Here is a 25,670-nt window from a genome sequence, read left to right as displayed (position 1 = left end):
GCCCGGACGCCCCGCGGCCTGATCGCCGGGCGTTTGCCTTTTCATTGCGGGAACTCGGCAGTCACCCGGGGGTTGCATTGGCGAACAGACCCTGGAGACCGGACCATGACTTTCGAGATATTCCTCGCCGGCCTCGCCGGCATGACCTTCATCGCCGTGATGATCTTCCTGATCACCAGCAAGAAGAAGACGGAGGATCGGAAGGACGATCCCGATGCCCCGAAATCGTCGCTGGCGAAGGACGGGCCCGGACCGCGCGGCGGGTCGCAACTCTGACCGGGTGCCGGGCGGACGGCCCGTCCGTCGGGCATTCCGTGCGCCCGCCGATCCCGGCTGCGCAACGAACGGTTGCGTCCACCTGCCGCAACCTCCATCGTCCCCCCATGAACTTCGATGAGATGGGCGGCCCGGACGGCACCGTCCGTGACCCCTATGCCGCGCTCGCGCAGTGGTTCGAAGCGGAGGATCCGGCCCGGTTGCGATCCAAGGCCAGGGAGGCGGACGAATTGTTCCGCCTCATGGGGATCACGTTCAACGTTTATGGCGACCCCGACGCTTCGGAACGGCTGATCCCGTTCGACATCGTCCCGCGGATCCTGTCGGCGCGGGAATGGGTCCGGTTGTCGCGCGGGATCGAGCAGCGGGTCCGCGCGATCAACGCGTTCCTTCAGGACATCCACCATCGGCAGGAGATCGTGCGCGCCGGCCGCCTGCCCGCCGCCATGGTCGCCCGAAACGAGGCGTTCCTGTCCCCGATGATCGGCGTCACGCCCCCGGGCGGCATCTGGACGCATATCGTGGGGATCGACCTCGTCCGCACCGGCCCCGATCAGTTCTACGTGCTGGAGGACAACGCCCGCACCCCGTCCGGCGTCTCCTATATGTTGGAGAACCGGGAAACGATGCTGCACATGTTTCCCGAATTGTTCGAAGGGAACCGGGTGCAGCGCGTCAACCGCTATCCCCAGGCGCTGCGCGACAGCCTGGCCGCCTGCGCGCCGGACGCGACGCGCGACGAGCCCGTGGTGGCCGTGCTGACCCCCGGCATCCACAACTCGGCCTATTACGAGCATTCGTTCCTGGCCGATCAGATGAGCGTGGAGCTGGTGGAGGGCCACGACCTGCGCGTCGTGGACGGTCGCATCGCGATGCGCACCACGCGGGGCTATCAGCCCATCGACGTCCTGTACCGCCGCGTGGACGACGATTTCCTCGATCCGCTGAATTTCAGCCCCGAATCCCTGCTGGGCGTGCCCGGCATCTTCGACGTCTATCGCGCGGGGGGCATCACCATCGCCAACGCGCCGGGTACCGGCATCGCCGACGACAAGGCGATCTATAGCTACATGCCGGAGATCGTCGAGTTCTATACCGGCGAGAAGCCTCTGCTGGAGAACGTCCCGACCTGGCGCTGCTCGGAGGCCGACAGCCTGGCCTACGTCCTGGACAACCTGTCCGACCTGGTCGTCAAGGAGGTCCACGGCTCGGGCGGGTACGGCATGCTGATCGGTCCCGCCGCCTCCAAGCGGGAGCTGGCCGAGTTCCGCGCCAAGCTGGAGGCGCGGCCCGGTAACTACATCGCGCAACCGACCCTGTCGCTGTCCACCGTTCCTATCTTCACCAACAAGGGGCTGGCCCCGCGCCACGTGGATCTGCGCCCCTTCGTGCTGGTGTCCCCCAGGGGCATCGAGATCACGCCGGGCGGGCTGACGCGGGTGGCCCTGAAGAAGGGGTCCCTGGTGGTGAACAGCAGCCAGGGCGGCGGGACGAAGGACACGTGGGTGCTGGAAGATGACTAGGACCCCGTCGTGCTAGGCAAGACCGCGGGCGGGCTGCTGTGGATGTTCCGGTATCTGGAACGGGCCGAGAACCTGGCCCGGCTGGTCGACACCGGCCAGCGGATCGCCCTGACGCGTCCCGATCGGTCCAGCAGCGAATGGACGTCCGTGCTGCACACGGCCGCGACGAAGCACGCGTTCGACGCGAACCACGATGCCGTGACGGGCGAGGCCGTGATCGACTGGATCCTGCGGGGGCGCGACAATCCCGGCAGCGTCGTGTCCTGCATCGATGCGGCGCGCATGAACGGGCGCCTGGTCCGCACGGCCCTGACCCGCGAGGTGTGGGAGGCCGTGAACGAGGCGTGGATGACGGTGACGTCGCTTCTGTCGCGCCGCATCGCGACGCGCGACCTGCCCGCCGTCCTGAACACGATCCGCCAACGGTCCGCCTTCGTGCGCGGGACGTTGCACGGCACCATGCTGCGCGACGAGGCGTACGATTTCAGCCGCCTCGGCACGTTCCTCGAACGTGCGGACGCGACCGCGCGCCTGCTCGACGTGAAGTACTACGTTCTGCTGCCGTCGGCGGCGGGGGTGGGCTCGCAGCTCGACAACGCGCAATGGGAGGTGATCCTGCGCGGCGTCAGCGCCGAGGGGTCGTTCCGCCAGACCTATGGCCAGCAGCGGCGTCCGGCCCTGATCGCCAAGTTCCTGATCCTGGACAACAGGATGCCGCGAAGCCTGGCCTTCTGCTATTCGAAGATCGCGGGGAACCTGGATTGGCTGCACCGCGCGCACGGCCTGCGCCTGCCCAGTCAGGATCTGTCGCAGGACATGGCGAACCGCCTGTCCCGCGCGACCATCGAGTCCATCTTCGACGAAGGGCTGCACAGCTTCCTGCAGGACTTCATGCACCGCAACGCGTCCCTCGGGGCGCAGATCGAACGGGACTATCGGTTCAGCGCATGACACGCCTCCGCATCCGCCATTCCACGACCTATCGCTACGACGCGCCGGTCCCCTATGGCCTGCTGCAGACGCGGCTGACGCCGAAGTCGCGGGCGGGCCAGCAGGTCCTGTCCTGGGCGACGGAGGTGGAGGGCGGGGCGGTCCAGACGCAGTTCGACGACCAGAACGCGAACCGCGTGCAACTGATATCCCACGAGGCGGAGAGTACCGAGATCTGCGTCACCGCGGAGGGGGAGGTGGAGGTGGAGGACCGCGCCGGGGTGATCGGCGCGCATGGCGGCTATGTGCCGCTGTGGATGTTCCTGCGCGCGACCGACCGCACGCGCCGCGGCCCGGGCACGCTGGCCCTGGTGCGGGACCTGCGCGGCCAGGACGACCCGTTGCGCCAGATGCACGCCCTGTCCGCCGCCATCCGGGAGGCCGTGACCTATGCCACCGGCACGACCGACGTCGGCATGGCCGCGGAGGAGGCGGTCGCGGCCGGCACGGGCGTCTGCCAGGACCACGCCCACATCTTCGTCACCTGCGCCCGCCTGCTGGACCGCCCGGCCCGTTATGTCAGCGGATATCTCCGAATGGACGGCCGCGACGAACAGGACGCCACGCATGCCTGGGCGGAGGCGCATCTGGACGGCCTGGGCTGGGTCGGGTTCGACATCTCGAACGGGATCTCGCCCGATGCGCGCTACGTCCGGGTGGCGACGGGCCTCGACTATGGGGAGGCGGCGCCGATCCGCGGCCTGCGCCTGGGTGGTGCGGCGGAGGCGATGACCGTCGCCCTGAACGTGTCGGCCGGGCGCATGTCCCAGTCGCAATCGCAGTCCGGGACCGGTCAGCAGCAGCAACAGCAGATGTCGGGCGACTGAAGTCGGTATCCGGCGAAGGCGTGGGTCGCGCAACGCTCCCACGGGCCGCCGCGATAATACCACAGGTCCAGCCCCATGGCCCGCCCCGTGAACGGGGCGAAGCCGTCCCGCAGCTCCGCCAGCGTGGCGGCGGCCGTTTCCGGGTCCACCTTGTTCTGCACCGTCACGTGCGGCCTGCGCCGTCCGCGATCCTGCGGGATGAGGTCGAACCCCGCGCCGATGCGGTTCCGCAGGGCGTCGAACCCCGGCACGTCCAGGCGATAGGCCGCCCCGCGGTTGGACAGGGCCATCACCTCCGTCGCGGTGAACGGCAGCACGGGCGTCAGGGCCGCGACGTCGCGGAGGCGGGCGCGGACGCGATCCTCCCGGTCCCCGGGAAGCTGGTTGAAGAGCGTCACGTGGGCCGGGATCCTGTTCCGCTCCGGCGGGAAGTGGCGACGCCGCAAGCGGTCGAACCGGGTCGCGTTCGCCTCGTCCAGTCGCAGCGTCGCGATCAGCGGGTCGGTCATGCCCCGGACCTAGGCCGTGTCCGCCGGCCGTCATCCGCGGGGCGCAGGGGAGGGGATGGCACGCGCGCATCGGTTCCCCACCTCCGCGGCGTCACGCGTTGCCCGGGCCGCGGGGGCGTGGCACAGGGGCCCGAACCCACACGGACGGCAGCCCCATGACATATTGCGTCGGCCTTCAGACCAACCGTGGGTTGGTCTTCATGTCCGACACCCGGACCAATGCCGGGGTCGACAACATCTCGACCTATCGCAAGCTCTATACCTGGGAGGTGCCGGGCGAGCGGGCCCTGGTGCTGATGACCGCGGGCAACCTGGCGACCACGCAGGCGGTCGTCAGCCTGCTGGACGAGCGAAACCTCGCGCCCGACGACCGCAACCCGTCGCTCCTGACGGTGCCCAGCATGTTCCAGGCCGCGAACCTGATCGGCGACACGCTGCGGTCGGTCATCGTCAGCCGCCTGGAAGGCGGGCGCGAATCCACCACGACGTTCAACGCGACGATGATCCTGGGCGGGCAGGTCGCGGGGTCGCCGCCGCGGCTGTACCTGATCTATTCGGCCGGCAACTTCATCGAGGCGCAGACCGACACGCCGTTCTTCCAGATCGGCGAAACGAAGTACGGCCGTCCCATCCTCGTGCGGGCCTACGACCCCGACATGGACTTCGCCCGCGCGACCAAGCTGCTGATGGTCAGCTTCGATTCAACCATCCGCGCGAACCTGTCCGTCGGCACGCCGCTGGATCTGCAGATCCTGGAGACGGACACGTTCCGTCTGGGCCATTCGCGCCGGATCGAGGACACGGACCCGGACTGGCGTGCGGTCTCGGACGGCTGGTCCGATGCCCTGCGCACGGCGTTCGAAAGCCTGCCCGACGTGGACGTCCCCGCCTGAGGGAAGGCCCCGGTCCGGGGCGCAGGCGGCCCGTCTATTCGCCGGCCATCCGCGCATCCGTGGACAGGCCGAAGGCGGCCGCCATCAGTTGGCGCGTATAGGAATCCTTCGGGGCGTCGAAGATCGGACCCGCGGGACCCTGCTCCTTCACGTCGCCGCGCTGCATGACGACGACGTTGTGGGACAGGGCGCGCACCACGCGCAGGTCGTGGCTGATGAACAGGTAGGCCAGGCCGTGCCGGCGTTGCAGGTCGCGCAGGAGGTCCACGATCTGCACCTGCACCGTCTGGTCCAGCGCCGAGGTGGGCTCGTCCAGCACCACCAGCTTGGGGCGCAGGATCATGGCGCGCGCGATGGCGATGCGCTGGCGCTGCCCGCCGGAGAACTCGTGCGGGTAGCGGTCCATGGCCCCGGGGTCGATGCCGACCTCCCCGAGTATCTCGGCCACCTGGTCGCGGTGGGGGCGCGGGTCGCCCGTGTCGTGCAGCGCCAGCCCCTCCGCCACGATCTGGCTGACGTTCATGCGGGGGCTGAGGCTGCCGAACGGGTCCTGGAACACGATCTGCATGTCCGACCGCAGGGGGCGCATCTGCTTGGACCGCAACCCCTGGATGTCGCGCCCGAGGAACACGATCCGCCCTTCGGACGAGATCAGCCGCATGACCGCCAGGGCCAGCGTCGTCTTGCCGGAGCCGGATTCGCCCACGATGCCCGTCGTCTCGCCCGCGCGGACGGACACGGAGGCATCGTTGACGGCCTTCACGTGGCCCACCGTGCGCTTGAGGACGCCGCGCTGGATGGGGAACCAGACGCGCAGGTTCCGGGTCGAGACGATCTCGGGCGCGTCCGGGGCTACCGGGTCGGGCATGCCGGTCGGCTCCGCCTCCAGCAGCATGCGGGTATAGGGATGCTGCGGGTTGGCGAACAACGCCGCCGTCGGCCCGTGCTCCACGATCTCGCCCTGGCGCATGACGCAGACCCGGTCGGCGATGCGGCGCACGATGCCCAGATCGTGCGTGATGAACAGCATCGACATGCCTTGCTGCCGCTTCAGGTCGGCCAGCAGTTCCAGGATCTGCGCCTGGATCGTCACGTCGAGCGCCGTGGTCGGTTCGTCCGCGATCAGCAGATCCGGGCCGTTCGCCAGCGCCATCGCGATCATCACGCGCTGCCGCTGCCCACCCGACAGTTGGTGGGGATAGGCCGACAGCCGGCTGGCCGGGTCGGGGATGCCCACCTGGTCCAGCAGTTCGAGGATCCTGTCGCGCGCCGCCGCACCGGACAGGCCCTGGTGCAGGCGGATCGACTCGCCCAGCTGCTTCTCGATCGTGTGCAGAGGGTTCAGGGAGGTCATCGGCTCCTGGAAGATGAAGGAGACGTCGTTGCCCCGCACTTCCCTCAGGGTCCGCGCGTCCGCGCCCACCATTTCGCGCCCGTCATAGGTGATGGACCCGGACAGGTCCGCGCTGTCCGGCAGCAGGTTCACGGTGGACAGGGCCGTTATCGACTTGCCCGAGCCGGATTCGCCGACCAGGGCCACCGTCTCGCCCTGACCCACGTCGAAGGACACGCCGCGGACGGCATGCGTTTCCGCTGCGCCCTGGCGGAAGCGGACGTTCAGGTCGCGAACGGACAGGATGGGGGCAGCGGCGCTCACTGGTTCCCCTCCGCCGCGACGCTTGAGGCCTGACGGACCGTCCGCACGGGGGCCACGGGCTCCGCGGTGAAGGTCTTGCGCGGGTCGAACGCGTCGCGCACGCCTTCGAAGATGAAGACCAGAAGCGACAGCATGATCGCGAAGGTCAGGAACGCGGTGAAGGCCAGCCAGGGGGCCTGGAGGTTCTGCTTGGCCTGCAACGTCAGCTCGCCCAGCGAGGGGGCCGAGGACGGCAGGCCGAAGCCCAGGAAGTCCAAGGACGCCAGCCCCCCGATCGTGCCCGTGACGATGAAGGGCAGCATGGTGATGGTGGCGACCATCGCGTTGGGAAGGACGTGGCGGAACATGATCGTCCCGTTGCCGACCCCAAGCGCACGCGCGGCGCGGACATACTCGAAGTTGCGCGCGCGCAGGAACTCGGCCCGCACGACCCCAACGAGGGCGGTCCAGCCGAAGAGCGTCATCAACCCCACCAGCAGCCAGAAGTTCATGGGGATGATCGCCGCCACGATGATGATGATGTAGAGGCTGGGGGTCGATCCCCACACCTCGATCACGCGCTGGAAGATCAGGTCGATCCACCCGCCGAAGAACCCCTGCAGCGCCCCCGACGCGATGCCGATCACCGACGTCAGCAGCGTCACGATCAGCGCGAAGGCGACCGACAGCCGGAAGCCGTAGATCACGCGCGCCAGCACGTCGCGGGCCGTGTCGTCCGTGCCGAGCCAATGGTCCCCGTCCGGCGCGCTGGGCGCCGCCCCGTCGATGTCGTTCACCGTATCGTAGCTATAGGGGATGATCGGCCAGATCAGCCAGCCCTCCTCGACCGCCGTGCCGCCATAGGCGCCGGTCGCCTGGACCTCCTCGATGACCTCGAAGGGGAGGTCGAAGCAATCCTCCAGGCCGCCCGACACAATCAGGCACTGCACCTCCGGATCGCGGTAGGGGGCTTCCGTGCGGAAGTCGCCGCCGAAGGCCGTCTCGGGATAGAAGGCGGTGACGGGGGTGAACAGCTCGCCCCGATAGCTGACCAGGAGCGGCTTGTCGTTGGCGATCAGTTCGGCGAACAGCGACAGGCCGAACAGCACCGCGAAGATCCACGTCGACCACCAGGCGCGTCGGTTCGCCTTGAAGTTCGCCCAGCGGCGGCGGTTCAGGGGGGACAGGGCCATCAGGTCACGTCTCCCGGCTTTCGAAGTCGATGCGCGGGTCGATCCAGATATAGGTCAGGTCGGTGATCAGACCCATCACCAGCCCGATCAGGCTGAACGCGAAAAGCGTGCCGAACATCACCGGATAGTCGCGCGACACGACCGCCTCGAACCCCAGGCGTCCCAGCCCGTCGAGCGAGAAGATCGTCTCGATGATGAGGCTGCCGCCGAAGAACACGCTGACGAAGAGCGCGGGGAACCCGCTGATGACGATCAGCATCGCGTTGCGGAAGACGTGACCGTACAGGACCCGGTTCTCCGCCAAGCCCTTGGCGCGGGCGGTCTGGACGTACTGCTTGCGGATCTCCTCCAGGAACGAGTTCTTCGTCAGGAGCGTCAGGCCCGCGAAGGCGCTGATGGTCGATGCCGTGACGGGCAGCGCGATGTGCCACAGGTAGTCGCCGACCTTTCCCAGAAGCGAAAGCTCCTCGAAGTTGTCGGACGTCAGGCCGCGCAGGGGGAAGATCTGGAAGTAGCTGCCGCCGGCGAACACGACGAGGAGCAGGATGGCGAACAGGAAGCCGGGGATGGCGTAGGCGACGATCACGATGCCCGACGTCCAGGTGTCGAAGCGGCTGCCGTCCTTCATCGCCTTGCGGATGCCCAGCGGAATGGAGATGAGATAGGCGATCAGCGTGGACCAGAGCCCAAGCGTGATCGACACGGGCATCTTTTCCAGCACGAGGTCGAAGACGCTGATCGACCGGAAGTAGGATTCCCCGAAGTCGAAGCGCATGTAGTCCCACATCATCGACAGGAACCGTTCCAGCGGCGGCTTGTCGAAGCCGAACTGGATCTCCAATTCGCGGATGAACTCCTCCGGCAGACCGCGCGCGCCGGTATAACCCCCGTCGCCCCCGTCGTTGCCCAGTTCAGACCCGCCGCCGGATATGCCGGCGAAGACGTCGCCCTCGCCCTCGATGTTGGCGATGATCTGCTCGATCGGGCCGCCCGGGACGAACTGCACCAGGAAGAAGTTTATGACCATGATCCCGAACAGCGTCGGGATCATCAGCGCCAGCCGCCGTAGGATATAGGCGCCCATCGGTTAGATCGGGGCGCCTTCGGCACGCAGTTCGTCGTGCCGTTCGGCGTCGTACCACCAGAAGTCCAGCAGGCCGACGGACAGCGGCGGCAGTTCCTCAGGACGGTCGTAGATGTCCCAGTACGCGACCCAGTCGGTCGGATTGTACCATTGCGGGATCCAGAACCCATGCGCCCGCAGGGCCCGGTCCAGCGCATTGGCCTTCGCCGTCAGGTCCTCCAGCCCCTCGATGGTGCGGAAGTTGTCGACCAGCGCGTCGATGCCCGGATCGGCCAGCGCCATCACGTTGCGCGACGAATCCTCCGCCGTGTCGGAGTGGAACCACTGCTTCAGCGTCACCAGGCTCGGCTCGTAGCCCTGCGTCGGCTGGTGCGTGGTCATGTCCCAGTCGCCGTCGCGGCGCCGCTGCACGTACTGGCTGACGTCCACGCGCCGCAGGCTGGCATCGACGCCGATGCGGCGGAGGTTCTCGACATAGGGGTTCACCACCCGGTCGAAGAGCGCCGAGAAGGTCATGATCTCCAACGACAGGGTCCGGCCGTCCTTGCGACGAAGGCCGTCCTCGCCGGTCTCCCATCCGGCCTCGTCCAGCAGGCGGCTGGCGGCACGCAGCATCCGGCGGCCCGGCGTGGTGCTGTCGGCGTCGTTCTCGAACGGCTGGCGGGCCTCGTTGGTCAGGATGGACGCGTCCAGCAGACCGTCGGCCACCAACGGTTCCAGCAGCGCCAGTTCGGCCTCCGAGGGGGTGCCCGTCGCCTGCAGGTCGCTGTCCTGCCAGAACGACGTGGGCCGCTCGTAAAGGCCATAGAACAGCGTCTCGTTCGACCATTCGAAGTTCATCATCATGGCGATGGCGTCGCGGACCCGCGCGTCCTGCCACGTTTCGCGCTTCAGGTTGAAGACGTAGCCCTGTGCCGCCTTGATCGCGCCGTCGGGCAGTTCCTCGCGCACGATCCAGCCCCGCTCCACGGCCGGGATGTCGTAGCCCGTGGCCCACAGCCGCGAGGTGTTCTCCTCCCGCGCGGTGTAGACGCCGCCCTTGAACCCCTCGAAGGCCGCGTTGCTGTCGGCGAAGACCTCGTAGCGGATCGCCTCGAAGTTCCAGCGTCCGACGTTCAGCCAGTGGTCCGCGCCCCACCAGTCGGGGTCGCGTTCGTACACCACCCGCCGACCGAAATCGACGTCGCCCACGACATAGGGACCCGTGCCCAGGAACGGACGCTCCTGCGTCTCGTCCAGCCGCAGGCCGTTCTCCTCGAAGTGGGTCTTGGACAGAACGGTCAGGCCGCCGACGAAGGTGACGCGGTCGTTGACCGGCGCGTCGTCCGTGAACGTGTAGCGGACCTGCGTGGGCGACAGGACCTCCACCTCCGATACGAAGGTGCTGACGACGTTGCGGTACTCCGCGATGCCCTGCTCCAACCCCAACTCGAAGGTGAACTTGACGTCCTCGGCGGTCAGCGGGGTGCCGTCGCTGAAGGTCACGTCGTCGCGCAGGTTGAAGGTCACGGTGGAGCGGTCCGCGGGATACTCCATCGTCGTGCACAGATAGCAGTAGGCGGCATAGGGATCGTCCGCCGTGGCCTTCAGGATCCCCTCGAAGATCAGGTCGGTGAAGCCGGGCGCGCTGACCCCCTGACGGGTATAGGCGTTGAATCCGTCGAAGGTGGACTGCGACCATTGGCTGATCTCGCCGCCCTTGGGCGCGTCCGGATTGACGTAGTCCAGATGCGCCGCGTCCGGGCCGTAAGCCGGTTCGCCGAAGTTCACGTAGGCATGGGTGACGATGGTCTCCTGAGCCAGCGCAGGCGTGAACGACAGCGCGGTTGCGGCCGCGGCGACAAGTCTGAACATGGGCAGGACCCCTCTTCCCGAACGGCCGGAATGTGCGATTCGGCGCGGGGATGCGCAAGGGCGTGCCGCACAAAGTCGCACACGCGGGCGTGAGCGAATGCGTGAGATAAAGGTGGCGCGGCCCGCGCGCAGGTCAACGAAGGGCCGCCCGTCCGCGGGGCGGCCCCGCGGATGTCAGCCGCCCGTCTCGTCCAGATAGGCGATCAGGTTCGCGCGGTCCTCGACCTCGGCCATGCCGCGATAGGCCATCTTGGTGCCAGGCGCGTATTCGCGCGGGTTCAGCAGGAAGCCCGACAGGTTCTCCGGCGTCCAGTCCTGCCCGAGCCCCAGAAGCGCGTCGGAATAGTTGTACCCGTCGACCGACCCCTTCTCGCGGCCCACGACGCCGTTGAGGTAGGGGCCCGTCGCGTTCGAACCCTCCAGGTTGTGGCAGGCCGAGCACTGGCGCCACAAACGCTCGCCCTCCGCGGCCGACGCGCTGGCATAGACCTCCTCGAAGGGAACTTCGGGGGCGGCGTCGGCTTCCGCCACCTCGGTCGGATCCTCGACCACGATCTCGTAGCCCATCGCGACCTCGCCGCCATGTCCGTCGTGGCCCACGTGATACAACCCTTCCGCGGCCCAAAGGCCCAGCAGGAACACCAGCAAGGATGCGCAGAGCGCGCCGCCGGCCTTGGTGATCGTCATCGTATCCATGGACTGTCTCTCTCGTGGCGGATCGGGCGGCGTGTATCGGGTTTCGGACCGCCGTGGCAAGATATAGGTCCCGCGACCAAACGCACCAGCAACGGGATCGTTCGATGGCACCCCGCATCGCGTTCCAGGGGGACCTGGGCTCGTACTCGCATCAGGCCTGCGCCGCGGCGCTGCCGGACCACGACCCCTTGCCCTGCACCACGTTCGAGGACGCGCTGGCCGCCGTGCGGGACAGGCGGGCGGATCGGGGCATGATTGCCATCGAGAACAGCACCTATGGCCGGGTCGCGGACGTGCACCGGCTGTTGCCGGACTCGGGCCTGCACATCGTGGGCGAAGCGTTCGTCCGGGTGCGTATCGCGTTAATGGCGAACGAAGGTTCGCGGTTGGAGGACATCCGTCGCGTGCGGGCGCACCTGGTGCTGATCCCCCAGGCCCGGGCGTTCCTGGACGCGCACGGGATCGCGGCGGAGGCGGCGGCCGATTCGGCGGGGGCGGCGGCGGCTCTGGCGGCGGCGCCGCAGCGGGGTCAGGGGGTCCTGGCTTCGTCGCTGGCGGCACGGATCCACGGGCTGGACGTGCTGGCCGAGGGCATCGAGGACATGGCGCACAACACCACGCGGTTCATCGTCATGGCCCGCGAGCCCCGCGCCCCCGCCCCCGGATCGGGACCCGTCAAGACCACCTTCGTGTTTCGCGTCAGGAACATACCCGCCGCGCTCTACAAGGCGATGGGGGGGTTCGCGACGAACGGCGTGAACATGACGAAGCTGGAATCGTACATGGTGGACGGACGGTTCAGCGCGACGCAGTTCTATGCCGACATCGAGGGCCATCCCGACGATCCCCCCGTCGCGCGGGCGCTGGAGGAATTGGGATACTTCACCGACCGGCTGGCCGTGCTGGGGGTGTATCCCGCGGATCCGGAGCATTTCGACGGGGGTCACGACTGATCCGCGGCGGACGCAACGGGCACCGTATGGGGAGCGCCCTCTGTACGCCCCCCGTACACCCCCCGTGCATACGCAGAGGCATCGTCTTCGGTCGACGATGCGCGACGCACGAGCGTTCCGATCGGGGGGCGGTGCCCGGCGGTCCGCCGTCGCGGATCGCGCCTCGGGCCTCGGATCGATCCCTTCCCCTGACGGTGCTTCACCCCATGCATCGGGACGGCGCATCCCTCGGGCCTGTCACGACCCGGGCGTGCCGCCACCGAGATACCGGACCGGGATGGACGGGTCCTCGTTCCGCCGTTCGGGTCGCGGTCACGATCGCGGCGGCAGGGCGTCGAGGTCGTTCGCGTACCAGCATCGGACGAGCCGCGGACCCGCTTCGTACGCGCTTGGCCCCGCCACCCCGGGCGTTCCCCGAAACAGGGACCGATATCGTCGGAACTCCCAAACCGTTCAACCTCGACGTCCCGACGGGTTGCACCTCGACGGGCTAGGCAGCTCGCTGCGACACTCGTTTGCCTCGTACCCCCGAGACCGTCATCAATGCGAGCGCTCCCGCGCCGCAGGCGGCGTAACCCAGGAAGATCGGCACCAAAGTCATATCGAAGCTCAGCCCGATCACCGCGGCAACGGCGATGCTGACGAGTGTGAGGATCGACGCGGTGATCGCCGCAGCCAGACCTGCGACATGGCCGAGACGTTCCAGTGCGATCGCGTTGCAGTTGCCGAAGGTCAGTCCCAGCAGGAACAAGGCCGGACAGTTCGCCGCCATGAACGCCCAGAGCGGCGGCAGCGTCCCGAACGCTGCCAGAAGGCCAGGACGAACAGGGACCAGACGAGGAGCGATCCGACCGCCCACATGCAGATGCGGTCCATGGCGATCTGCCCGACCATCCTGGCGTTCGTCAGCGTGGCGGCGGAGATGAAGGCCGCCGCCGCTCCGAAGAGAAGCGAATAGGAGTCGCCCGCCACGTAGGTTTCCTGGAACAGCTGCTGGGACGAGTTGACGTAGCCCATCAGGGCCCCGTAGCAGAGTCCACCCGCCATCGTGAACGCCATGGCCTTTCCATCGCGCAGGACCTCGGCGACGGCATCCGCGAACGGCCCGATGCGGAACGGACGGCGTTCGGGCAGCGTCTCCGGCTGGCGGAGCAGGAGCCACGCCGTGCCGCCGACGCAGATGACCGACAGGAGCGTGAAGAGATCCCGCCAGTCGAGGATGCGCAGCAGACCCTGCCCGACCGAGGGGGCGAGGACGGGGACCATGATGAAGACGCCCATGATGATGGACATGATCCGACCCATGGCCGCCCCTTCGAAGCGATCGCGGATCAGCGCCACGGTCACGATCCGCGGTCCCGCCGCGCCCACGCCCTGCAACAGGCGGCCGGCGATCAGACCTTCGAACGTCGTCGCCGTCGCGCAGACCGCACCGCCGATGGCGAACAGCGCGGCGCCGGCCGTGATGGCGGGGCGGCGACCGATCCCGTCCGACAGGGGACCGAAGATCAGTTGGCCGAAGGCCAGCCCGAGGAAGAGCGCAGCGATCACGAACTGCCGCTTGTTGTCCTCTACCCCGAACTCCGACGCCATGTCGCCGAGCGCGGGCAGCATCACGTCGATCGCCAACGCGATCGTCGCCATGGGCACCGTGGCGATCGCGACGAATTCGGGGCGGGACGGCTGCGTCGCGGGGCGGGGGAACATGATGCGACGGATCGTACGAGAACCGGTCGGACTACGCATGTGGGCAATATGCCTGCGCAACCCGTGACGTCCCGCGAGTATGCCCTAGCGATTTGGCGCGCGCTGCTGGACAGAACCCGGCTCGTCCGTACGAATGGGTCATCCGGCGGTCGCCCATCGGGATTAGGATGACCTCACCGTCCGTGCTTGAAGAGACGCTCGTGGTGGTCTGCCGTATGGGAGCCACGTGATGATCCATCGAGAAATGGTCTGGTCCCTCGCAGCCGCGGTTTCGTTGGCCTCGCCCGCATGGTCCGACGATGCGTTCTGCGCCGACTGGAGCCGCGCAGAGGTCGCGCGGGCCGTGGCGGGCACATGGAACGGCACGACCACCGTTACCGTCACGGCGCAGGGATACACTCAGGTCATGGGTCCCGGTCCGAGCACGATCACGCATCAGGGCAGCGCCGATGGCGGGACGTTCACCGTCGCCGACGCCGCCCCGCCGATGCCGTCGACCTACGAGTGGACGTTCATGGACACGTCGCTGGCTGCGGACGACCTCGTGGCGAAGGGAAGCGCGCCGATCGGCGTGACGCTGGACGAGATGGGCCTCGTTCTGGGCTGCGATCCCGAGGACGTGCCGCAGCTCTATACCGAGATCGAGGTCGCGACCGGCGAGGTTCAGGTCAGCGGCTGTTTCGTGACCCTCGTGTTCTCGCCCTCCGCCATCGCCACGGTTGGAACTGTGGACATCACGAGCAGCGATGGCGTCATGACGCTTTCAAGTCAAAGCGCCGGTTCGCGCTAGACGGGCGCGGCGCAGGTGACGGCTTCTGAGGCCTGCGTCGTCCCATGGTCGGCCGTACCGCGGCGGAACGCTCGATCGCTTCGAACGGGGCGCGCGACGTGCGCCGATGTTGACGCGCGGGCAGGCGAACCGCTTCAATGCGTGGAGACAGCCCTCCGGAGACCACCCCATGCGCATCGCCCCTCTCGCCACCCTCCTCACCCTGACGTCCCCCGCCCTCGCCCAGGACGTCTTCGACATGGCCTTCCCTGGCGCCGAGGTCGCCTTCGAGGAGGCGGAGGGCTACGCCGAGATGCGGGTGATGACCGAGGCCCACGATTATCGCGACGCAGAGTCCCCGCTGGAAACCATCGGGCTGGAGGGCGAGACCCGGCGCATCGCCTACGAGATCCCCGAGGGGCGCTCGACGCTGGAGGTGATCCGCGCCTATGGGCAGGCCTTGGAGGCGGCAGGGTTCGCGGAGGTCTTCAGCTGCGACGGACGCGCCGAATGCACCAACTTCGGCACGTTCGGCGACGCGCATGCGGCCCTGACGGCGCCCAAGCGCCCCCATTTCCGGACGGCGGCGGACATGCGCTACGCCAGCTTCGAGCGGGTGGCGGACAGTCGCCGGGAACTGGCCGACGTGATGGTGAGCTTGGGCAGTTCGACGCACACCGCCGAGGTCCGGTGGGGGTCCACCGAGGCCGAGGCGCTGGAGTTGGAGCGCCTCGACGCGGAGGGCATCGCCGCGGCGCTGGCGGCGGAGGGCGCGGCGGCGATCTACGGGCTCGAGTTCGAGACGGACAGCGCAGTCCTGCTGCCCGCTGCTGACGCAATGCTGGAGCAGATGGCGACTTACCTCCGCGACACCGACGTCTCCGTGCTGCTGGTGGGCCACACGGACAACGTTGGCGACCTCGGCTACAACATGGACCTGTCCGCCCGCCGGGCGGCTGCCGCCCGTGCCGCACTGGCCGAGCGTTTCGGCATCCCCGGCGCGCGGATGGAGGCGCATGGCGTGGGCTTCCTCGCGCCCGCCGCGCCCAACGCCGATGAGGACGGACGTGCCCGAAACCGACGGGTCGAGATGGTCCTGCGGTGATCCGGATGAAGGCGATGAGCTAACCCCCGCCACGGATGCGAACGCCGCCCCACATATGCCGATTCCGACGCCGCTCCGGGGCGCCCGGTTCGACCGCCCGGCCGGGTGCGATTGGGTGACATGACCGTAACCGACCCTCGCGAGACAGATCGGCCTGCCGCGGGGCCATAGTCCGACGGAACGTCCCCTCGCCCGACCCGATGGCGCGGGGTCGCGGCGAACGGGGCCGAAGCCTAGACCAGGCGGGCCTTCACCTGGTGGCCCAGGCTCTCGATGCTTTCGCCCGTGGCTTCCGAAAGGCGCATGAGGCCGAACTGCACCTTGGCCATGTCCTGATAGTAGGCGGTGAAGACGTAGTTGATGGCCGCCCCCGCCGCGGCGCCGATCACGGGCACCATCTGGGCGGCGACCTTCTGGCCCAGGGGGACGGCCAGCCGGGGCGCGACCTTGGCGATCAAGCCCTGCACGGTGCCCCCGGTGACCGACAGGCGCAGGGTGAGGAAGGACAGGTCCGCCTCCTTCTTCTCGTCGAGGGGGCCTGCGGCGGCGAAGACGCGGATGCAGGCCGCGCGTGTGTCGGGGTGGTCGCTGTCGAACCCGTGCTCCTCCGCGGTAGACAGGATCGCCCGCAGGATCACGGTGGTCGTCACGGGCAGCTCCGCCAGCGCAGTGCCGATACCGCCGAACCCGCCCGCGGCCCCCGTGCCCAGCGTGATGGCGCGGGTCAGCCAGTCCGACGTGTCGGGGATGCGCCCGCCGCGCGACGCCTTGGCCGCGGTCAGCGAATAGTCGAGCGCGCTGACGGTCGCCTTCTCCAACCGGGCCTTGGCGCCCTTGGGCAGCATGTCGAGCAGGTTCTCGGCCTGCGCGCCCACGAGGTTGAGGACCTGGAAGCCCGCGCCCTGCGCGTCCTTCAGGATCCCGGCGATGCGGTCGAGTTCCGCATCCCGGTCGAGCGGGGGGAAGACGGTCTGCTGTTCCATGGGGGTGATGTTGGTGCGGGGACGGGGGAGGGCAAGAGGGGGCGACGAGCGGGATGCGGACGCCTGCCGCTGCGATCGTCGATGCCGCCTGGGGGGGCGAACCGGATCCGCAGTTCCGGGATGGATCGCTTCCCCACGACGTCCCCCGTCGATGTCGAGGACATGCCGTCCGTCCGGCGGGGGTCACGCCGATGCACCGCGGCCGGGGACCGTGCCGGCCAGGGTCGCCGTCGGGATGCCCTACCCGGTCGGGCCCGCATCGCCGGTCGGGCCGATTTCCGCCGCGATCGTCCCGGAGGGGATCCGTCGCTGGCGTTGGGAGGCGTTCCTTCGGTACGCCCCCGGTCGATTGTTGTGGGCCTTTCCCCGTGCTGACATTTTCCGATCGGCAGTTCGAGACGTTCCGAGACACGGCGCGCGGCAGATGGGTGGCCGCGCGGGCCCCACATCTGCACGCCACGTTCGCCGGGCATTACGGCGCGCACGGCGTGGCGGCCGATGTGCTGGGCCCCGTAATCGAGGCGGTGGCCGCATGGGCGCAGGCGCGGGGCATCCGCGCGGAGGCCGACGTCATGCGCCTGTCGGTCGTCGCAGCGTCGTTCGGCCACCGCTTCTGGATGGACCCGCGCGCGGCGTCCCTGGTGACGGGGGCGCTGGACGACGCCATCCCCCGCAGCCGCGTCGCCCTGACGCTGGTCAAGGCAGTCAAAACGTGGCTGGAAACGCTTTGGCAGGGGGATGATCTGACCGGCTTCGCGAATCGCCTGACGCACGCGATCCGCATGGGCGCCCCGTTGGAGCGCGATACGCTGCAGGCCGTCCTGCCGGGCCATTGGCGCGTCCTTTCGGACGAAGACAACGCGCGACTCCTCCGCTGGCTCGTGCCGCGGCTGCCCGCGACGCTGACCGAGCGTCCGTCCCACGCCCTGGCCGCGACCGCATGCGCCCTGGTCCATGGCACCGGCTGGCTTTCCGATCCGCAATATCCCCGCCTGCAGGCGATCGTGACCGCGGACGACACGCCGGCCGATCTGGCCCGCGGGCTTCACGCGCTGTACGCCGACGTGGCGGGACGATGAGCGGCCCGCAAAGCCCGGCGGGTTTCGCGAGCGCGGCGGACGGCGCGACGGCGCATGGCTCCGCCGCGATCGACGATCCGACCTGCCTGTGCGACGACAACTGGGTCAAGATCCGCTACGAGCATGCGGATGGGTCGGGCGTGGCGGGCGCCAGCTATATCGTCCAGACCGTCACGGGCGACGCCACCGGCGAGGTCCTGGCACAAGGCGTCACGGACGGGAACGGCGACGCCGTGGCGACCCTGCCTAGCGGGATCGAGGAGGTGGAGTTCTACTTCTTCGACGATCCGGAGGGGGAGCCCTACGAGGATCCCGAGGCGCGTGCGCCGGTCGAGGAGCCGGAGGAGGGGTTCTTCGCGCGCCTCTGGGACGACATCGCGGAGGCGGGGGACTGGGTCTGGGGCGTAATCCAGGGCGATTTCAACGAGGACGCCAGCACCAGCCAGATCATCGCGCGCATGATCCTGACCATGATCCCCGGCATCGACCAGCTGGCGGACGCGCAGGACATCGTCAACATCCTCTACCGCCTGATCTGGCGGCGGGAATGGGACGTCCCTGCGCACTGGATCCTGCTGGTCATCACCCTGATCGGCCTGATCCCGACCTTCGGATCGCTCGCGAAGGGCATCCTGAAGATGGTGCTGCGGCGTGCCGGCGACATCGGCGCGCTGCGCTCGCTCTACGGCGTGTTCAACTTCTTCGGCATCGGCAACGCTCATCGCTGGCTGAAGGAGTTCTCGCGCCGGCTGACGGGGGACATCCTGGACTGGGCGGTGGGGGAGCTGAACCGCCTGTTGAACCGGGCCGCCGCGTACATGGACTGGGCCAAGACGCGGCTGGGCGGCGTGACGGGCTGGAACGCCCGCCTGAACGACGGCATCGCCCGCGTCGGGGCCTTCCGTGGGGTGGCGACGGAGAAGCTGCGCGAGGCCGCCACGACGCTTCAGCGCCGGCTGGCGCAGACGCTCGCCGCCGCCATGAGCCGCATCGGTCGCGGCGGGACGCGCAACGGCAAGGCGCATACGGTCAAGCAGAACGTGGAGGCGCCGCCGGCAAGGGTGCCGCGGCATCCCAGGACGCAGGACGAACTAGACGATTTGGCCCGAGACCCGTCCCACGGGGGGCGGATTTCACGAAGCAGCGAAGCGGAACGTGACGTCGGCCTCGGACTGGAAGAGCGGGGCGAGGTCCCTGGACCGATCAGACGCGATCCAACCGGGGGGGCAGAGTTCATTGACGCAGATGGCGTCGAATGGGACGTTAAGGCCTATAACTCCAACTTCCCAAACGGCTTCGACCCTGCCCGTGTGGAAGAGCAACTGGATCTATCTCGCCGCCTGGGAGAGAACGTAATGATCGATACCCGGAACATTTCAGCAGCTGACATGAACACCTTGAGGCAGATCGTCGGTGACAATGGGTTTGGGGAAATCGTCAGGTTCTGGCCATGATCGAAGAAATCCACGAAGTCCCAGCCGCTTTTCAAGCGCATGCAGATTGGCTCCGGACGAGGGGGCAAGCCGGGCGGCGTTTCAACGGGCAGCACTTGGATATGCGGAGTATCGACCTCAGCGGAGTGGATCTCAGCGAATGCGCTCTGGGCTATGCTAATCTTTCCGGGATGGATTTGAGCGGGTTCGAGTTCGTCGGCGCCCATCTGGTCGATTGCGATTTCAGATCGTGCAATCTTGCGGGGGCATCGTTTCACAAGGCGACCTTGGATGGATCGGACTTCAGGGGCACTTCCGTCGAGGGCACTCGGTTCACCCGTGCCAGCTTCATCGGAACGAACATGAAGGGCGTCGACCTATCGAAGGCTCTGATCGACCGACGGCGGCTCCTCTACGCTATCGTTTGATGCGCGAGCCTCACTGGATGCGGGATACAAGATTACTCGAGTGCCCCCCGTCTCATTGGACAGCCTGGCCGGGGTTGAGCGCTGATCTGAACCCGACCAGCAAGCGCATACCTATCGCGATCGGGGACGATGGGATCGACCTATTCGCGGACTTGCGGATCGATACCGTTCTCGACCGTGTCTCGTTCGAGCCGATCGTTCACGGCCATGACGACAGATGAAACTCACGGAGAAAATTGCGGTCCGGAGAGAAGGGGCATCCGATGCGAGGAAGACCGCGTCGTCGCGACGACACGGGGCATGGGACGCATGTGCGGCAAGCTGACGTTCGAGTACGTGTCGGGCGGTCCGTCCGAGAGTAGGGAATGGTACGAGGTGGACGGGACCGATTTCCCGGCGGTGCGCGACGGCGAGATGACGGGGCGTGACCTTCCGGCGAATACGGTCTCAGCTGGTCACGTGCCATCGTGACGACCGGCGACGTCACCTCGTTCCTTCCCGCGATGCGATGCCCGAACGTCTGTCCCTTCGCCGCGCGCTCCATCCGCTCGAAGCCTTCTTCGACCGCCTGCCGTACGACATGTTCGAGCGAGCCTTGGAGAACTTCGTGGAAGGCATCGGCCACAATCCCGAGCGCACAACGTGATTCCTGCCGGGTAGAATCGCGGCGGGTACCGGCATTCCAGAAGGGCAGATCGGACATATCGAGTGGGGCCGACTCCGTCGTCCTCCTGCTGAACGGCGAGACGCTCCTCCGATGACGACATTGTGTCGGCATGCGCCGGGTGCTTGGGTCCGTATCACGGCGGTATCGGTGTGGATTGGGTGCCGACAGCCATGGCGGGGGTTGGACGATCCGCGGCATGATCGATGGTCCGAAGGACGTCCCCGCCGCCCTGGGCGGCCATGTGGCATGGTTGGTTCCCGTCGGGCGGATCGAGGGGGCGTCGATATGCGGGACGCCGTGATCGACGGGCACCGTCCGAACCAGGCCATCACCTGGGCCAAGCCGGATGCACGCGTCCTAGGCTGCGCGTTCCACCGTCCCCGCGACTCCCTCCCAGTCCCAGCAGCCCAGGACGCGGTGGGGGTCCGTGGGTGGGGGCATGGTGACGTCCGGGAGGCGGGCGAAGCCGAAGCGGCCGTAATAGGGGGCGTCGCCGACCAGGAGGACGCGGGCGATGCCGGCAGCCCGGGCGCGGTCGAGGCCCGACTGGATCAGCACGGCGCCCACGCCCTCGCCCTGCCGCGTGGGGTGGACGGCGATTGGCCCGAGCAGCATCGCGTCCCAGCGCCCGCCCACGCGGACGGGCCAGAACCGGATCGCGCCGGCGAGCGCCCCGTCCTCGCGCGCGCACAGGCACAGGTCGCGGGCGGGGGGGACGCCGTCGCGCAGGCGATAGGACGACAGCGCGGTGCGGCCGGGGGCAAAGCAGAGGTCGTAGAGCGCCTCGACCTCCCACAGGTCGTCGGGCCGTTCCCGCAGCAGTTCCATGGCGCCCGCGGTCGCACGGCGCTAGAGGGGGGTCAACACGCCACGACGCCGGGACGCCGCCCCCCATGTTCTATCGCCCCGCGGACGGGCACGGCCTGCCGCACGACCCGTTCAACGCCGTCGTCGCCCCGCGCCCCATCGGCTGGATCGCCACGCGGGGGGCCGCGGGCGATAACCTGGCGCCGTACTCGTTCTTCAACGCCGTGGCCTACGTGCCGCCGCAGGTGATGTTCGCCTCTACCACGGCGAAGGACGATCGGGACGGCACGAAGGACAGCCTGGCCCAGATCCGCGAGACGGGGGTGTTTTGCATGAACGTGGTGGCGCATGCGGCGCGGGACGCGATGAACGCGACCTCGGCCCCGCATCCGGCGGGGGTGGACGAGTTCGCGGCCGCGGGCGTGGCGAAGGCGGAGTGCCGGGCCATCGACTGCCCGCGCGTGGCGGACGCCCCGGCGTCGCTGGAATGCCAGCTGACGCGGATCGTGACGCTGCCGGGCGCGGCCAACCTGGTGGCCTTCGGCGAGGTGGTGGGCGTGCATCTGCGCGACGACTGCTTGGTGGACGGCCTGTTCGACCCCGCGCGGTACGTGCCGTTGGCGCGGATGGGGTATCGCGACTATGCCGCGGTGGAGCGGACGTTCCCCCTGGCGCGGCCGGGTCAGGGAAGCTGAAGGGGGGGCTGCGGCCGCGCTTCCGCTTGAAGCGGGCCGCCCCCCGGCTACCCTGCGATCCATGCTCCTGTCCGTCCGAGACGTCACGAAGTCCTTCGACACCGGCGAAGGTCCCATCCGGGTCTTGGACGGGGTGTCCTTCGACCTGGCGGCGGGGCAGACGCTGGCGCTGACGGGCGAGTCGGGGTCGGGCAAGTCCACGCTGCTGCACTTGTGCGCGGGTCTCGACACGGCGGACGGAGGCGCGGTGGTGGTGGACGGCACCGACCTGACGACGGCGGCGGACGGAGCGCGCGCGGCGCTGCGGCGCGGGTCTGTGGGGCTGATCTTCCAGCAGTTCAATTTGATCCCCTCGCTCGACGTGGCCGCGAACCTGTCCTTTCACGCGCGCCTGGCGGGCCGGGCGGTGGACCCCGCGCCCATCGCGGAACGGCTGGGCCTGTCGGAGCATCTGACCAAGTGGCCCGAGCAGCTGTCGGGCGGGCAGCAGCAGCGGGTCGCCATCGGGCGGACCCTGGCCGCGTCGCCCAAGCTGGTCCTGGCCGACGAGCCCACGGGCAACCTGGACGAGGCGACGGGCGACGCGGCGCTGGACCTGATGGTGGACATGACCCGGCAGACGGGGGCGGGGCTTCTGATGGTGACTCATTCCGAACGTCTGGCGGGGCGCCTGGACCGCCGGCTGCGCCTGCGCGCGGGGCGGGTAGCGTGATCCGCGCCGCCCTGCGCGCGCTGCTGGGCCATTGGCGGCGGCACCCGGTGCAGCTGCTGACGCTGGTCGTGGGGCTGGCGCTGGCGACGGGGCTGTGGACGGGGGTGCAGGCGATCAACGCGCAGGCGCGCCAAAGCTATGCCGATGCGGCCGCGACGCTGGACCGGGACACTCTTCCCCGGCTGGAGGGGGTGCTGACGCTTGACGACTTCGCCGCCGCCCGCCGGGCCGGCTGGCCGGTGACCCCCGTGGTCGACGCGGCGCTGCCCGGCACGGGGCTTCGCGTCTTGGGCCTGGATCCGTTCACCGCGCCGCCGGGGCCGGCTTCGGCCGCGGTGGGGGAGGCGGAGGTGCTGACCGGGTTCCTGCTGGGGGCGGTCGTCCTGGTGGAACCGGGCACGGCGGCGCGCGTGCCGGACGGGATCGCCGCCCGCGCGGTGGAGGGTCTGGCGCCGGGCGTGGTGGTGGCCGACGTCGCGCGGGCGCTGGATCTGGCGGGGACCGACCGGCTGGACGGGCTGCTGCTGACATCGGACGGGGTGGGGTCGGTGCCGTTGGACAGCTTGTTTCCCGACGCCCGCCTGGTCGCGCCTTCGGGCGATGCTGGGATCGGGCGGCTGACGGACAGTTTCCATCTGAACCTGACCGCCTTCGGGTTGCTGGCCTTCGCGGTGGGGCTGTTCATCGTCCATGCCGCGATCGGCCTGGCGTTCGAGCAGCGGCGCGCCTTGTTCCGCACCCTACGCGCGCTGGGCGTCCCCTTGGGCGTGCTGATGGGCTGCCTGTCGCTGGAACTGGTGGCGTTGACCCTGTTGGGCGGCGGGCTGGGGGTGGCGCTGGGCTACGTCGTCGCGGCGGCCCTGCTGCCCGGCGTGGCGGCGACGTTGTCGGGGCTCTACGGCGCGGGGGTGTCGGGGTCCCTGTCGCTGTCGCCGGCCTGGTGGCTGTCGGGTCTGGGCATGGCCGCCCTGGGATTGGTCGTGGCGGGCGGGCAGAGCCTGTGGTCCCTGGCCCGCCTGCCGCTCCTGGCGCCCGCGCAGCCGCGCGCCTGGGCGATGGCCCGCACCGCGACGCTGCGTCGGCAGGCGGTGGCGGGGGCCGGGCTGCTGGTCGCGGCCGGGGTGCTGGCGGTGGTGGGCGACGGTCTGCCGGCGGGGTTCGCGCTGCTGGGCGCGCTGCTGCTGGGGGCCGCGTTCCTTCTGCCCGCCGTCGTGACCGCGGTGCTGGCGGGGGGCGCGCGGCTGGCGCGCCGGCCGGTGGCGGAATGGATGTGGGCCGACGCGCGCCAGCAGGTGCCGGGCCTGTCGCTGGCCCTGATGGCGCTGATGCTGGCTTTGGCGGCCAATATCGGCGTCGGCACGATGGTGGGCAGCTTCCGCGGGACGTTCACCGGTTGGCTGGATCAGCGGCTGGCGTCCGAGATCTACGTCACCGCCGCCGACGTCGCGGAGGCGGAGGCGATGCAGGCGCTGCTGGCCGACGACGCCCGGGTGACGGCGATCCTGCCCATCGCATCGGTCGAGGACCGGCCCGGGGGCGCGGCGGGGCAGGTCTATGCGATCGCGGACCACGCGACCTATCGCGACAACTGGCCCCTGCTGGACGGCGCTCCGGACGTCTGGGACCGCATCGCGGCGGGCGAGGCGGCGCTGGTCAACGAGCAGCTGGCCCGCCGGGAAGGCCTGTGGACGGGCGCGACCGTCGATCTGGGCCGCGGCGGGACCTGGCCCGTGGCGGGCGTGTATTCCGATTACGGCAACCCCCTGGGGCAGGCGATGCTGGGGCTGGAGGTGTTTCGGGCGACCTATGCGGACGCGCCGATCACGCAGTTCGCCCTTCGCGTCGTGCCTGGGGGCACGGAAGGGGTGATCGCGGACCTGACGGCGGCGTTCGACCTGCCCGGCCAGCGGATCGTGGACCAGGCGTCGATCAAGGAGTTCAGCCTCGCGGTGTTCGAGCGGACCTTCGCGGTGACCACCGCCCTGAACGTGCTGACGCTAGGGGTGGCGGCCTTCGCGCTGTGGGCATCGCTGACGACGCTTGCCGAGATGCGCCTGCCGCAGATCGCGCCCCTGTGGGCGCTGGGCCTGACGCGGCGGCGGATCGCGCTGGCGGATCTGGGCCGTGCGCTGGGCCTGGCCGCCTTGACGGCCCTGCTGGCGGTGCCCGTGGGGGTCGCGCTGGCCTGGGCCCTCCTGGCGGTCGTCAACGTCCTGGCTTTCGGGTGGCGGCTGCCCCTGCGGGTGTTCCCCGGGGAATGGGCGCTTCTGGGACTCTGGGCGATGCTGGCGGCCGGCCTGGCCGCGGCGCTGCCCACCGCGCGGCTGTGGCGGATGCCGCCCGCGCGCTTGGTGAAGGTGTTCGCGCATGAACGGTAGAGCCCTCGTCCTGGCCGGGATCCTCGCAACCGGTTGCACCGCCGCCACGGCCCAGGGCTTCGCGGGCCTGGGGCAGGGGGGCGAGGGGTTCGCCCTGCCGCGGGACGGGACGGTCCTGCGCTTTCCCGCCGACCACGGCGCGCATCCGGACTATCGCATCGAGTGGTGGTACCTGACCGCCGTGCTCGACGGTGCGGACGGGCGGACCTACGGGGTGCAGTGGACGCTGTTCCGGTCCGCGCTGACGCCCACGGGTCCGCAGGTCTGGATGGGGCATCTGGGCGTGACGACGCCCGACGCGCATTATTCGGGCGAACGGCTGGCCCGCGGCGACGTGGGACAGGCGGGTGTCGTGGCCGATCCGTTCGAGGCCTGGATCGACGACTGGTCCAGGGCCGGGCCGTCCCTGGACGTTCTTCGCCGCCAGGCGGGCGGGCGCCCCACCAGGCATACTTCCACCCGCCAAGACCAAC

Annotated in this window: 26 protein-coding genes and 1 pseudogene; 17 read left to right on the top strand and 10 right to left on the bottom strand. The window is 69.1% G+C overall.

What is annotated here, in order from left to right:
* Nucleotides 1-105 precede the first annotated feature (105 nt).
* The 4 genes from P0084_RS08165 to P0084_RS08150 all read left to right on the top strand — a co-directional run bounded on the left by P0084_RS08165 (nucleotide 106) and on the right by P0084_RS08150 (nucleotide 3,616).
* Nucleotides 106-276 carry a hypothetical protein gene (locus P0084_RS08165; RefSeq protein ID WP_308916337.1) on the top strand — a complete coding sequence of 57 codons (171 nt, stop codon included), beginning with the start codon at nucleotides 106-108 and terminating at the stop codon, nucleotides 274-276.
* Between the two features lie 107 nt (nucleotides 277-383).
* The gene (locus P0084_RS08160; RefSeq protein ID WP_308916336.1) at nucleotides 384-1,799 is read left to right on the top strand and encodes a circularly permuted type 2 ATP-grasp protein; all 1,416 of its coding nucleotides are present in this window, start codon (nucleotides 384-386) and stop codon (nucleotides 1,797-1,799) included.
* Nucleotides 1,800-1,808: 9 nt separating this feature from the next.
* A complete protein-coding gene (locus P0084_RS08155) occupies nucleotides 1,809-2,750 on the top strand; it encodes an alpha-E domain-containing protein (RefSeq protein ID WP_308916335.1) in 942 nt (313 codons plus the stop codon).
* Nucleotides 2,747-3,616, top strand: coding sequence for a transglutaminase family protein (locus P0084_RS08150; protein WP_308916334.1), 870 nt, complete (start codon nucleotides 2,747-2,749; stop codon nucleotides 3,614-3,616). The genes P0084_RS08155 and P0084_RS08150 overlap by 4 nt, the downstream gene beginning before the upstream one ends.
* Here the strand turns inward: P0084_RS08150 and P0084_RS08145 are convergent.
* Nucleotides 3,583-4,125: a 2'-5' RNA ligase family protein gene (locus tag P0084_RS08145; protein ID WP_308916333.1), complete on the bottom strand. Its 543-nt coding sequence runs from the start codon at nucleotides 4,123-4,125 to the stop codon at nucleotides 3,583-3,585. The genes P0084_RS08150 and P0084_RS08145 overlap by 34 nt on opposite strands.
* A gap of 155 nt (nucleotides 4,126-4,280) precedes the next feature.
* On the opposite strand from P0084_RS08145, the gene P0084_RS08140 reads away from it, so the two are divergent.
* Entirely contained in the window at nucleotides 4,281-5,018 is a 738-nt protein-coding gene (locus P0084_RS08140; RefSeq protein WP_308916332.1) for a proteasome-type protease, read from the top strand.
* 34 nt (nucleotides 5,019-5,052) lie between these two features.
* Here P0084_RS08140 and P0084_RS08135 read toward each other — a convergent pair whose 3' ends face one another.
* The 5 genes and pseudogenes from P0084_RS08135 to P0084_RS08115 all read right to left on the bottom strand — a co-directional run bounded on the left by P0084_RS08135 (nucleotide 5,053) and on the right by P0084_RS08115 (nucleotide 11,481).
* Nucleotides 5,053-6,675, bottom strand: a complete 1,623-nt coding sequence (locus tag P0084_RS08135; protein ID WP_308916331.1) for an ABC transporter ATP-binding protein — start codon at nucleotides 6,673-6,675, stop codon at nucleotides 5,053-5,055.
* Between the two features lie 65 nt (nucleotides 6,676-6,740).
* A pseudogene (locus tag P0084_RS08130) lies at nucleotides 6,741-7,847 on the bottom strand (ABC transporter permease); the annotation flags it as partial.
* Nucleotides 7,848-7,851: 4 nt separating this feature from the next.
* Complete coding sequence (locus tag P0084_RS08125) at nucleotides 7,852-8,931, bottom strand: microcin C ABC transporter permease YejB (protein ID WP_308916329.1); 1,080 nt, start codon at nucleotides 8,929-8,931, stop codon at nucleotides 7,852-7,854.
* 3 nt (nucleotides 8,932-8,934) lie between these two features.
* Complete coding sequence (locus tag P0084_RS08120; RefSeq protein WP_308916328.1) at nucleotides 8,935-10,785, bottom strand: extracellular solute-binding protein; 1,851 nt, start codon at nucleotides 10,783-10,785, stop codon at nucleotides 8,935-8,937.
* A gap of 174 nt (nucleotides 10,786-10,959) precedes the next feature.
* Nucleotides 10,960-11,481 carry a c-type cytochrome gene (locus P0084_RS08115; protein WP_308916327.1) on the bottom strand — a complete coding sequence of 174 codons (522 nt, stop codon included), beginning with the start codon at nucleotides 11,479-11,481 and terminating at the stop codon, nucleotides 10,960-10,962.
* 104 nt (nucleotides 11,482-11,585) lie between these two features.
* Between P0084_RS08115 and P0084_RS08110 the strand changes: the two genes are divergently transcribed.
* Entirely contained in the window at nucleotides 11,586-12,434 is an 849-nt protein-coding gene (locus tag P0084_RS08110) for a prephenate dehydratase (protein ID WP_308916326.1), read from the top strand.
* A gap of 490 nt (nucleotides 12,435-12,924) precedes the next feature.
* On the opposite strand, the gene P0084_RS08105 is transcribed toward P0084_RS08110, so the two are convergent.
* On the bottom strand, nucleotides 12,925-13,185 hold the full coding sequence (locus tag P0084_RS08105) for a hypothetical protein (RefSeq protein ID WP_308916325.1): 261 nt from the start codon (nucleotides 13,183-13,185) through the stop codon (nucleotides 12,925-12,927).
* Nucleotides 13,167-14,141: an MFS transporter gene (locus P0084_RS08100; protein ID WP_308916324.1), complete on the bottom strand. Its 975-nt coding sequence runs from the start codon at nucleotides 14,139-14,141 to the stop codon at nucleotides 13,167-13,169. The genes P0084_RS08105 and P0084_RS08100 overlap by 19 nt, the downstream gene beginning before the upstream one ends.
* Before the next feature lie 229 nt (nucleotides 14,142-14,370).
* On the opposite strand from P0084_RS08100, the gene P0084_RS08095 reads away from it, so the two are divergent.
* Together P0084_RS08095 and P0084_RS08090 are read left to right on the top strand one after the other, a co-directional pair.
* Nucleotides 14,371-14,931, top strand: coding sequence for a hypothetical protein (locus P0084_RS08095; RefSeq protein WP_308916323.1), 561 nt, complete (start codon nucleotides 14,371-14,373; stop codon nucleotides 14,929-14,931).
* A 169-nt stretch (nucleotides 14,932-15,100) separates the two neighbouring features.
* Nucleotides 15,101-16,015, top strand: a complete 915-nt coding sequence (locus tag P0084_RS08090; RefSeq protein ID WP_308916322.1) for an OmpA family protein — start codon at nucleotides 15,101-15,103, stop codon at nucleotides 16,013-16,015.
* A gap of 233 nt (nucleotides 16,016-16,248) precedes the next feature.
* On the opposite strand, the gene P0084_RS08085 is transcribed toward P0084_RS08090, so the two are convergent.
* Nucleotides 16,249-16,998 carry an EcsC family protein gene (locus P0084_RS08085; RefSeq protein WP_308916321.1) on the bottom strand — a complete coding sequence of 250 codons (750 nt, stop codon included), beginning with the start codon at nucleotides 16,996-16,998 and terminating at the stop codon, nucleotides 16,249-16,251.
* A 368-nt stretch (nucleotides 16,999-17,366) separates the two neighbouring features.
* Here P0084_RS08085 and P0084_RS08080 point away from each other — a divergent pair, with 368 nt between their 5' ends.
* From P0084_RS08080 to P0084_RS08060, 5 genes are all read left to right on the top strand, one after another.
* The gene (locus P0084_RS08080; protein ID WP_308916320.1) at nucleotides 17,367-18,077 is read left to right on the top strand and encodes a hypothetical protein; all 711 of its coding nucleotides are present in this window, start codon (nucleotides 17,367-17,369) and stop codon (nucleotides 18,075-18,077) included.
* Nucleotides 18,074-19,531, top strand: a complete 1,458-nt coding sequence (locus P0084_RS08075; RefSeq protein WP_308916319.1) for a hypothetical protein — start codon at nucleotides 18,074-18,076, stop codon at nucleotides 19,529-19,531. The genes P0084_RS08080 and P0084_RS08075 overlap by 4 nt, the downstream gene beginning before the upstream one ends.
* Nucleotides 19,528-19,938, top strand: coding sequence for a pentapeptide repeat-containing protein (locus tag P0084_RS08070; RefSeq protein WP_308916318.1), 411 nt, complete (start codon nucleotides 19,528-19,530; stop codon nucleotides 19,936-19,938). Before P0084_RS08075 ends, P0084_RS08070 begins: the two co-directional genes overlap by 4 nt.
* A 300-nt stretch (nucleotides 19,939-20,238) precedes the next feature.
* The gene (locus P0084_RS08065) at nucleotides 20,239-20,409 is read left to right on the top strand and encodes a hypothetical protein (protein ID WP_308916317.1); all 171 of its coding nucleotides are present in this window, start codon (nucleotides 20,239-20,241) and stop codon (nucleotides 20,407-20,409) included.
* Nucleotides 20,410-20,446: 37 nt separating this feature from the next.
* Nucleotides 20,447-20,584 (top strand): hypothetical protein, encoded by a 138-nt coding sequence (locus tag P0084_RS08060; protein ID WP_308916316.1) that lies wholly within the window; start codon nucleotides 20,447-20,449, stop codon nucleotides 20,582-20,584.
* Nucleotides 20,585-20,962: 378 nt separating this feature from the next.
* Here P0084_RS08060 and P0084_RS08055 read toward each other — a convergent pair whose 3' ends face one another.
* Nucleotides 20,963-21,433: a GNAT family N-acetyltransferase gene (locus P0084_RS08055; protein WP_308916315.1), complete on the bottom strand. Its 471-nt coding sequence runs from the start codon at nucleotides 21,431-21,433 to the stop codon at nucleotides 20,963-20,965.
* A gap of 65 nt (nucleotides 21,434-21,498) precedes the next feature.
* Between P0084_RS08055 and P0084_RS08050 the strand changes: the two genes are divergently transcribed.
* From P0084_RS08050 to P0084_RS08035, 4 genes are all read left to right on the top strand, one after another.
* Complete coding sequence (locus P0084_RS08050) at nucleotides 21,499-22,107, top strand: flavin reductase family protein (RefSeq protein WP_308916314.1); 609 nt, start codon at nucleotides 21,499-21,501, stop codon at nucleotides 22,105-22,107.
* Nucleotides 22,108-22,168: 61 nt separating this feature from the next.
* Nucleotides 22,169-22,819: an ABC transporter ATP-binding protein gene (locus tag P0084_RS08045; RefSeq protein WP_308916313.1), complete on the top strand. Its 651-nt coding sequence runs from the start codon at nucleotides 22,169-22,171 to the stop codon at nucleotides 22,817-22,819.
* A complete protein-coding gene (locus P0084_RS08040; RefSeq protein WP_308916523.1) occupies nucleotides 22,819-25,197 on the top strand; it encodes an FtsX-like permease family protein in 2,379 nt (792 codons plus the stop codon). The genes P0084_RS08045 and P0084_RS08040 overlap by 1 nt, the downstream gene beginning before the upstream one ends.
* Nucleotides 25,187-25,670 (top strand): lipocalin-like domain-containing protein (locus P0084_RS08035; protein WP_308916312.1); only part of this gene is annotated, 484 nt, incomplete at its 3' end. The genes P0084_RS08040 and P0084_RS08035, both read left to right, overlap by 11 nt.

The sequence above is a fragment of the Jannaschia maritima genome, from assembly GCF_030973515.1.
Classification (GTDB): Bacteria; Pseudomonadota; Alphaproteobacteria; order Rhodobacterales; family Rhodobacteraceae; genus Jannaschia; species Jannaschia maritima.
Note: the sequence above shows the minus strand (reverse complement) of the source record. Positions and strands in the feature narration are given on the sequence as shown.

Bases quoted from the DNA above. Each gene is read 5' to 3' on its own strand.
- P0084_RS08165 (WP_308916337.1), top strand. From the start codon at position 106: ATGACTTTCGAGATATTCCTCGCCGGCCTCGCCGGCATGACCTTCATC.
- P0084_RS08160 (WP_308916336.1), top strand. From the start codon at position 384: ATGAACTTCGATGAGATGGGCGGCCCGGACGGCACCGTCCGTGACCCC.
- P0084_RS08150 (WP_308916334.1), top strand. From the start codon at position 2,747: ATGACACGCCTCCGCATCCGCCATTCCACGACCTATCGCTACGACGCG.
- P0084_RS08145 (WP_308916333.1), bottom strand. From the start codon at position 4,125: ATGACCGACCCGCTGATCGCGACGCTGCGACTGGACGAGGCGAACGCG.
- P0084_RS08140 (WP_308916332.1), top strand. From the start codon at position 4,281: ATGACATATTGCGTCGGCCTTCAGACCAACCGTGGGTTGGTCTTCATG.
- P0084_RS08125 (WP_308916329.1), bottom strand. From the start codon at position 8,931: ATGGGCGCCTATATCCTACGGCGGCTGGCGCTGATGATCCCGACGCTG.
- P0084_RS08120 (WP_308916328.1), bottom strand. From the start codon at position 10,785: ATGTTCAGACTTGTCGCCGCGGCCGCAACCGCGCTGTCGTTCACGCCT.
- P0084_RS08115 (WP_308916327.1), bottom strand. From the start codon at position 11,481: ATGGATACGATGACGATCACCAAGGCCGGCGGCGCGCTCTGCGCATCC.
- P0084_RS08110 (WP_308916326.1), top strand. From the start codon at position 11,586: ATGGCACCCCGCATCGCGTTCCAGGGGGACCTGGGCTCGTACTCGCAT.
- P0084_RS08100 (WP_308916324.1), bottom strand. From the start codon at position 14,141: ATGTTCCCCCGCCCCGCGACGCAGCCGTCCCGCCCCGAATTCGTCGCG.
- P0084_RS08095 (WP_308916323.1), top strand. From the start codon at position 14,371: ATGATCCATCGAGAAATGGTCTGGTCCCTCGCAGCCGCGGTTTCGTTG.
- P0084_RS08090 (WP_308916322.1), top strand. From the start codon at position 15,101: ATGCGCATCGCCCCTCTCGCCACCCTCCTCACCCTGACGTCCCCCGCC.
- P0084_RS08085 (WP_308916321.1), bottom strand. From the start codon at position 16,998: ATGGAACAGCAGACCGTCTTCCCCCCGCTCGACCGGGATGCGGAACTC.
- P0084_RS08075 (WP_308916319.1), top strand. From the start codon at position 18,074: ATGAGCGGCCCGCAAAGCCCGGCGGGTTTCGCGAGCGCGGCGGACGGC.
- P0084_RS08070 (WP_308916318.1), top strand. From the start codon at position 19,528: ATGATCGAAGAAATCCACGAAGTCCCAGCCGCTTTTCAAGCGCATGCA.
- P0084_RS08065 (WP_308916317.1), top strand. From the start codon at position 20,239: ATGGGACGCATGTGCGGCAAGCTGACGTTCGAGTACGTGTCGGGCGGT.
- P0084_RS08060 (WP_308916316.1), top strand. From the start codon at position 20,447: ATGCCCGAACGTCTGTCCCTTCGCCGCGCGCTCCATCCGCTCGAAGCC.
- P0084_RS08055 (WP_308916315.1), bottom strand. From the start codon at position 21,433: ATGGAACTGCTGCGGGAACGGCCCGACGACCTGTGGGAGGTCGAGGCG.
- P0084_RS08050 (WP_308916314.1), top strand. From the start codon at position 21,499: ATGTTCTATCGCCCCGCGGACGGGCACGGCCTGCCGCACGACCCGTTC.
- P0084_RS08045 (WP_308916313.1), top strand. From the start codon at position 22,169: ATGCTCCTGTCCGTCCGAGACGTCACGAAGTCCTTCGACACCGGCGAA.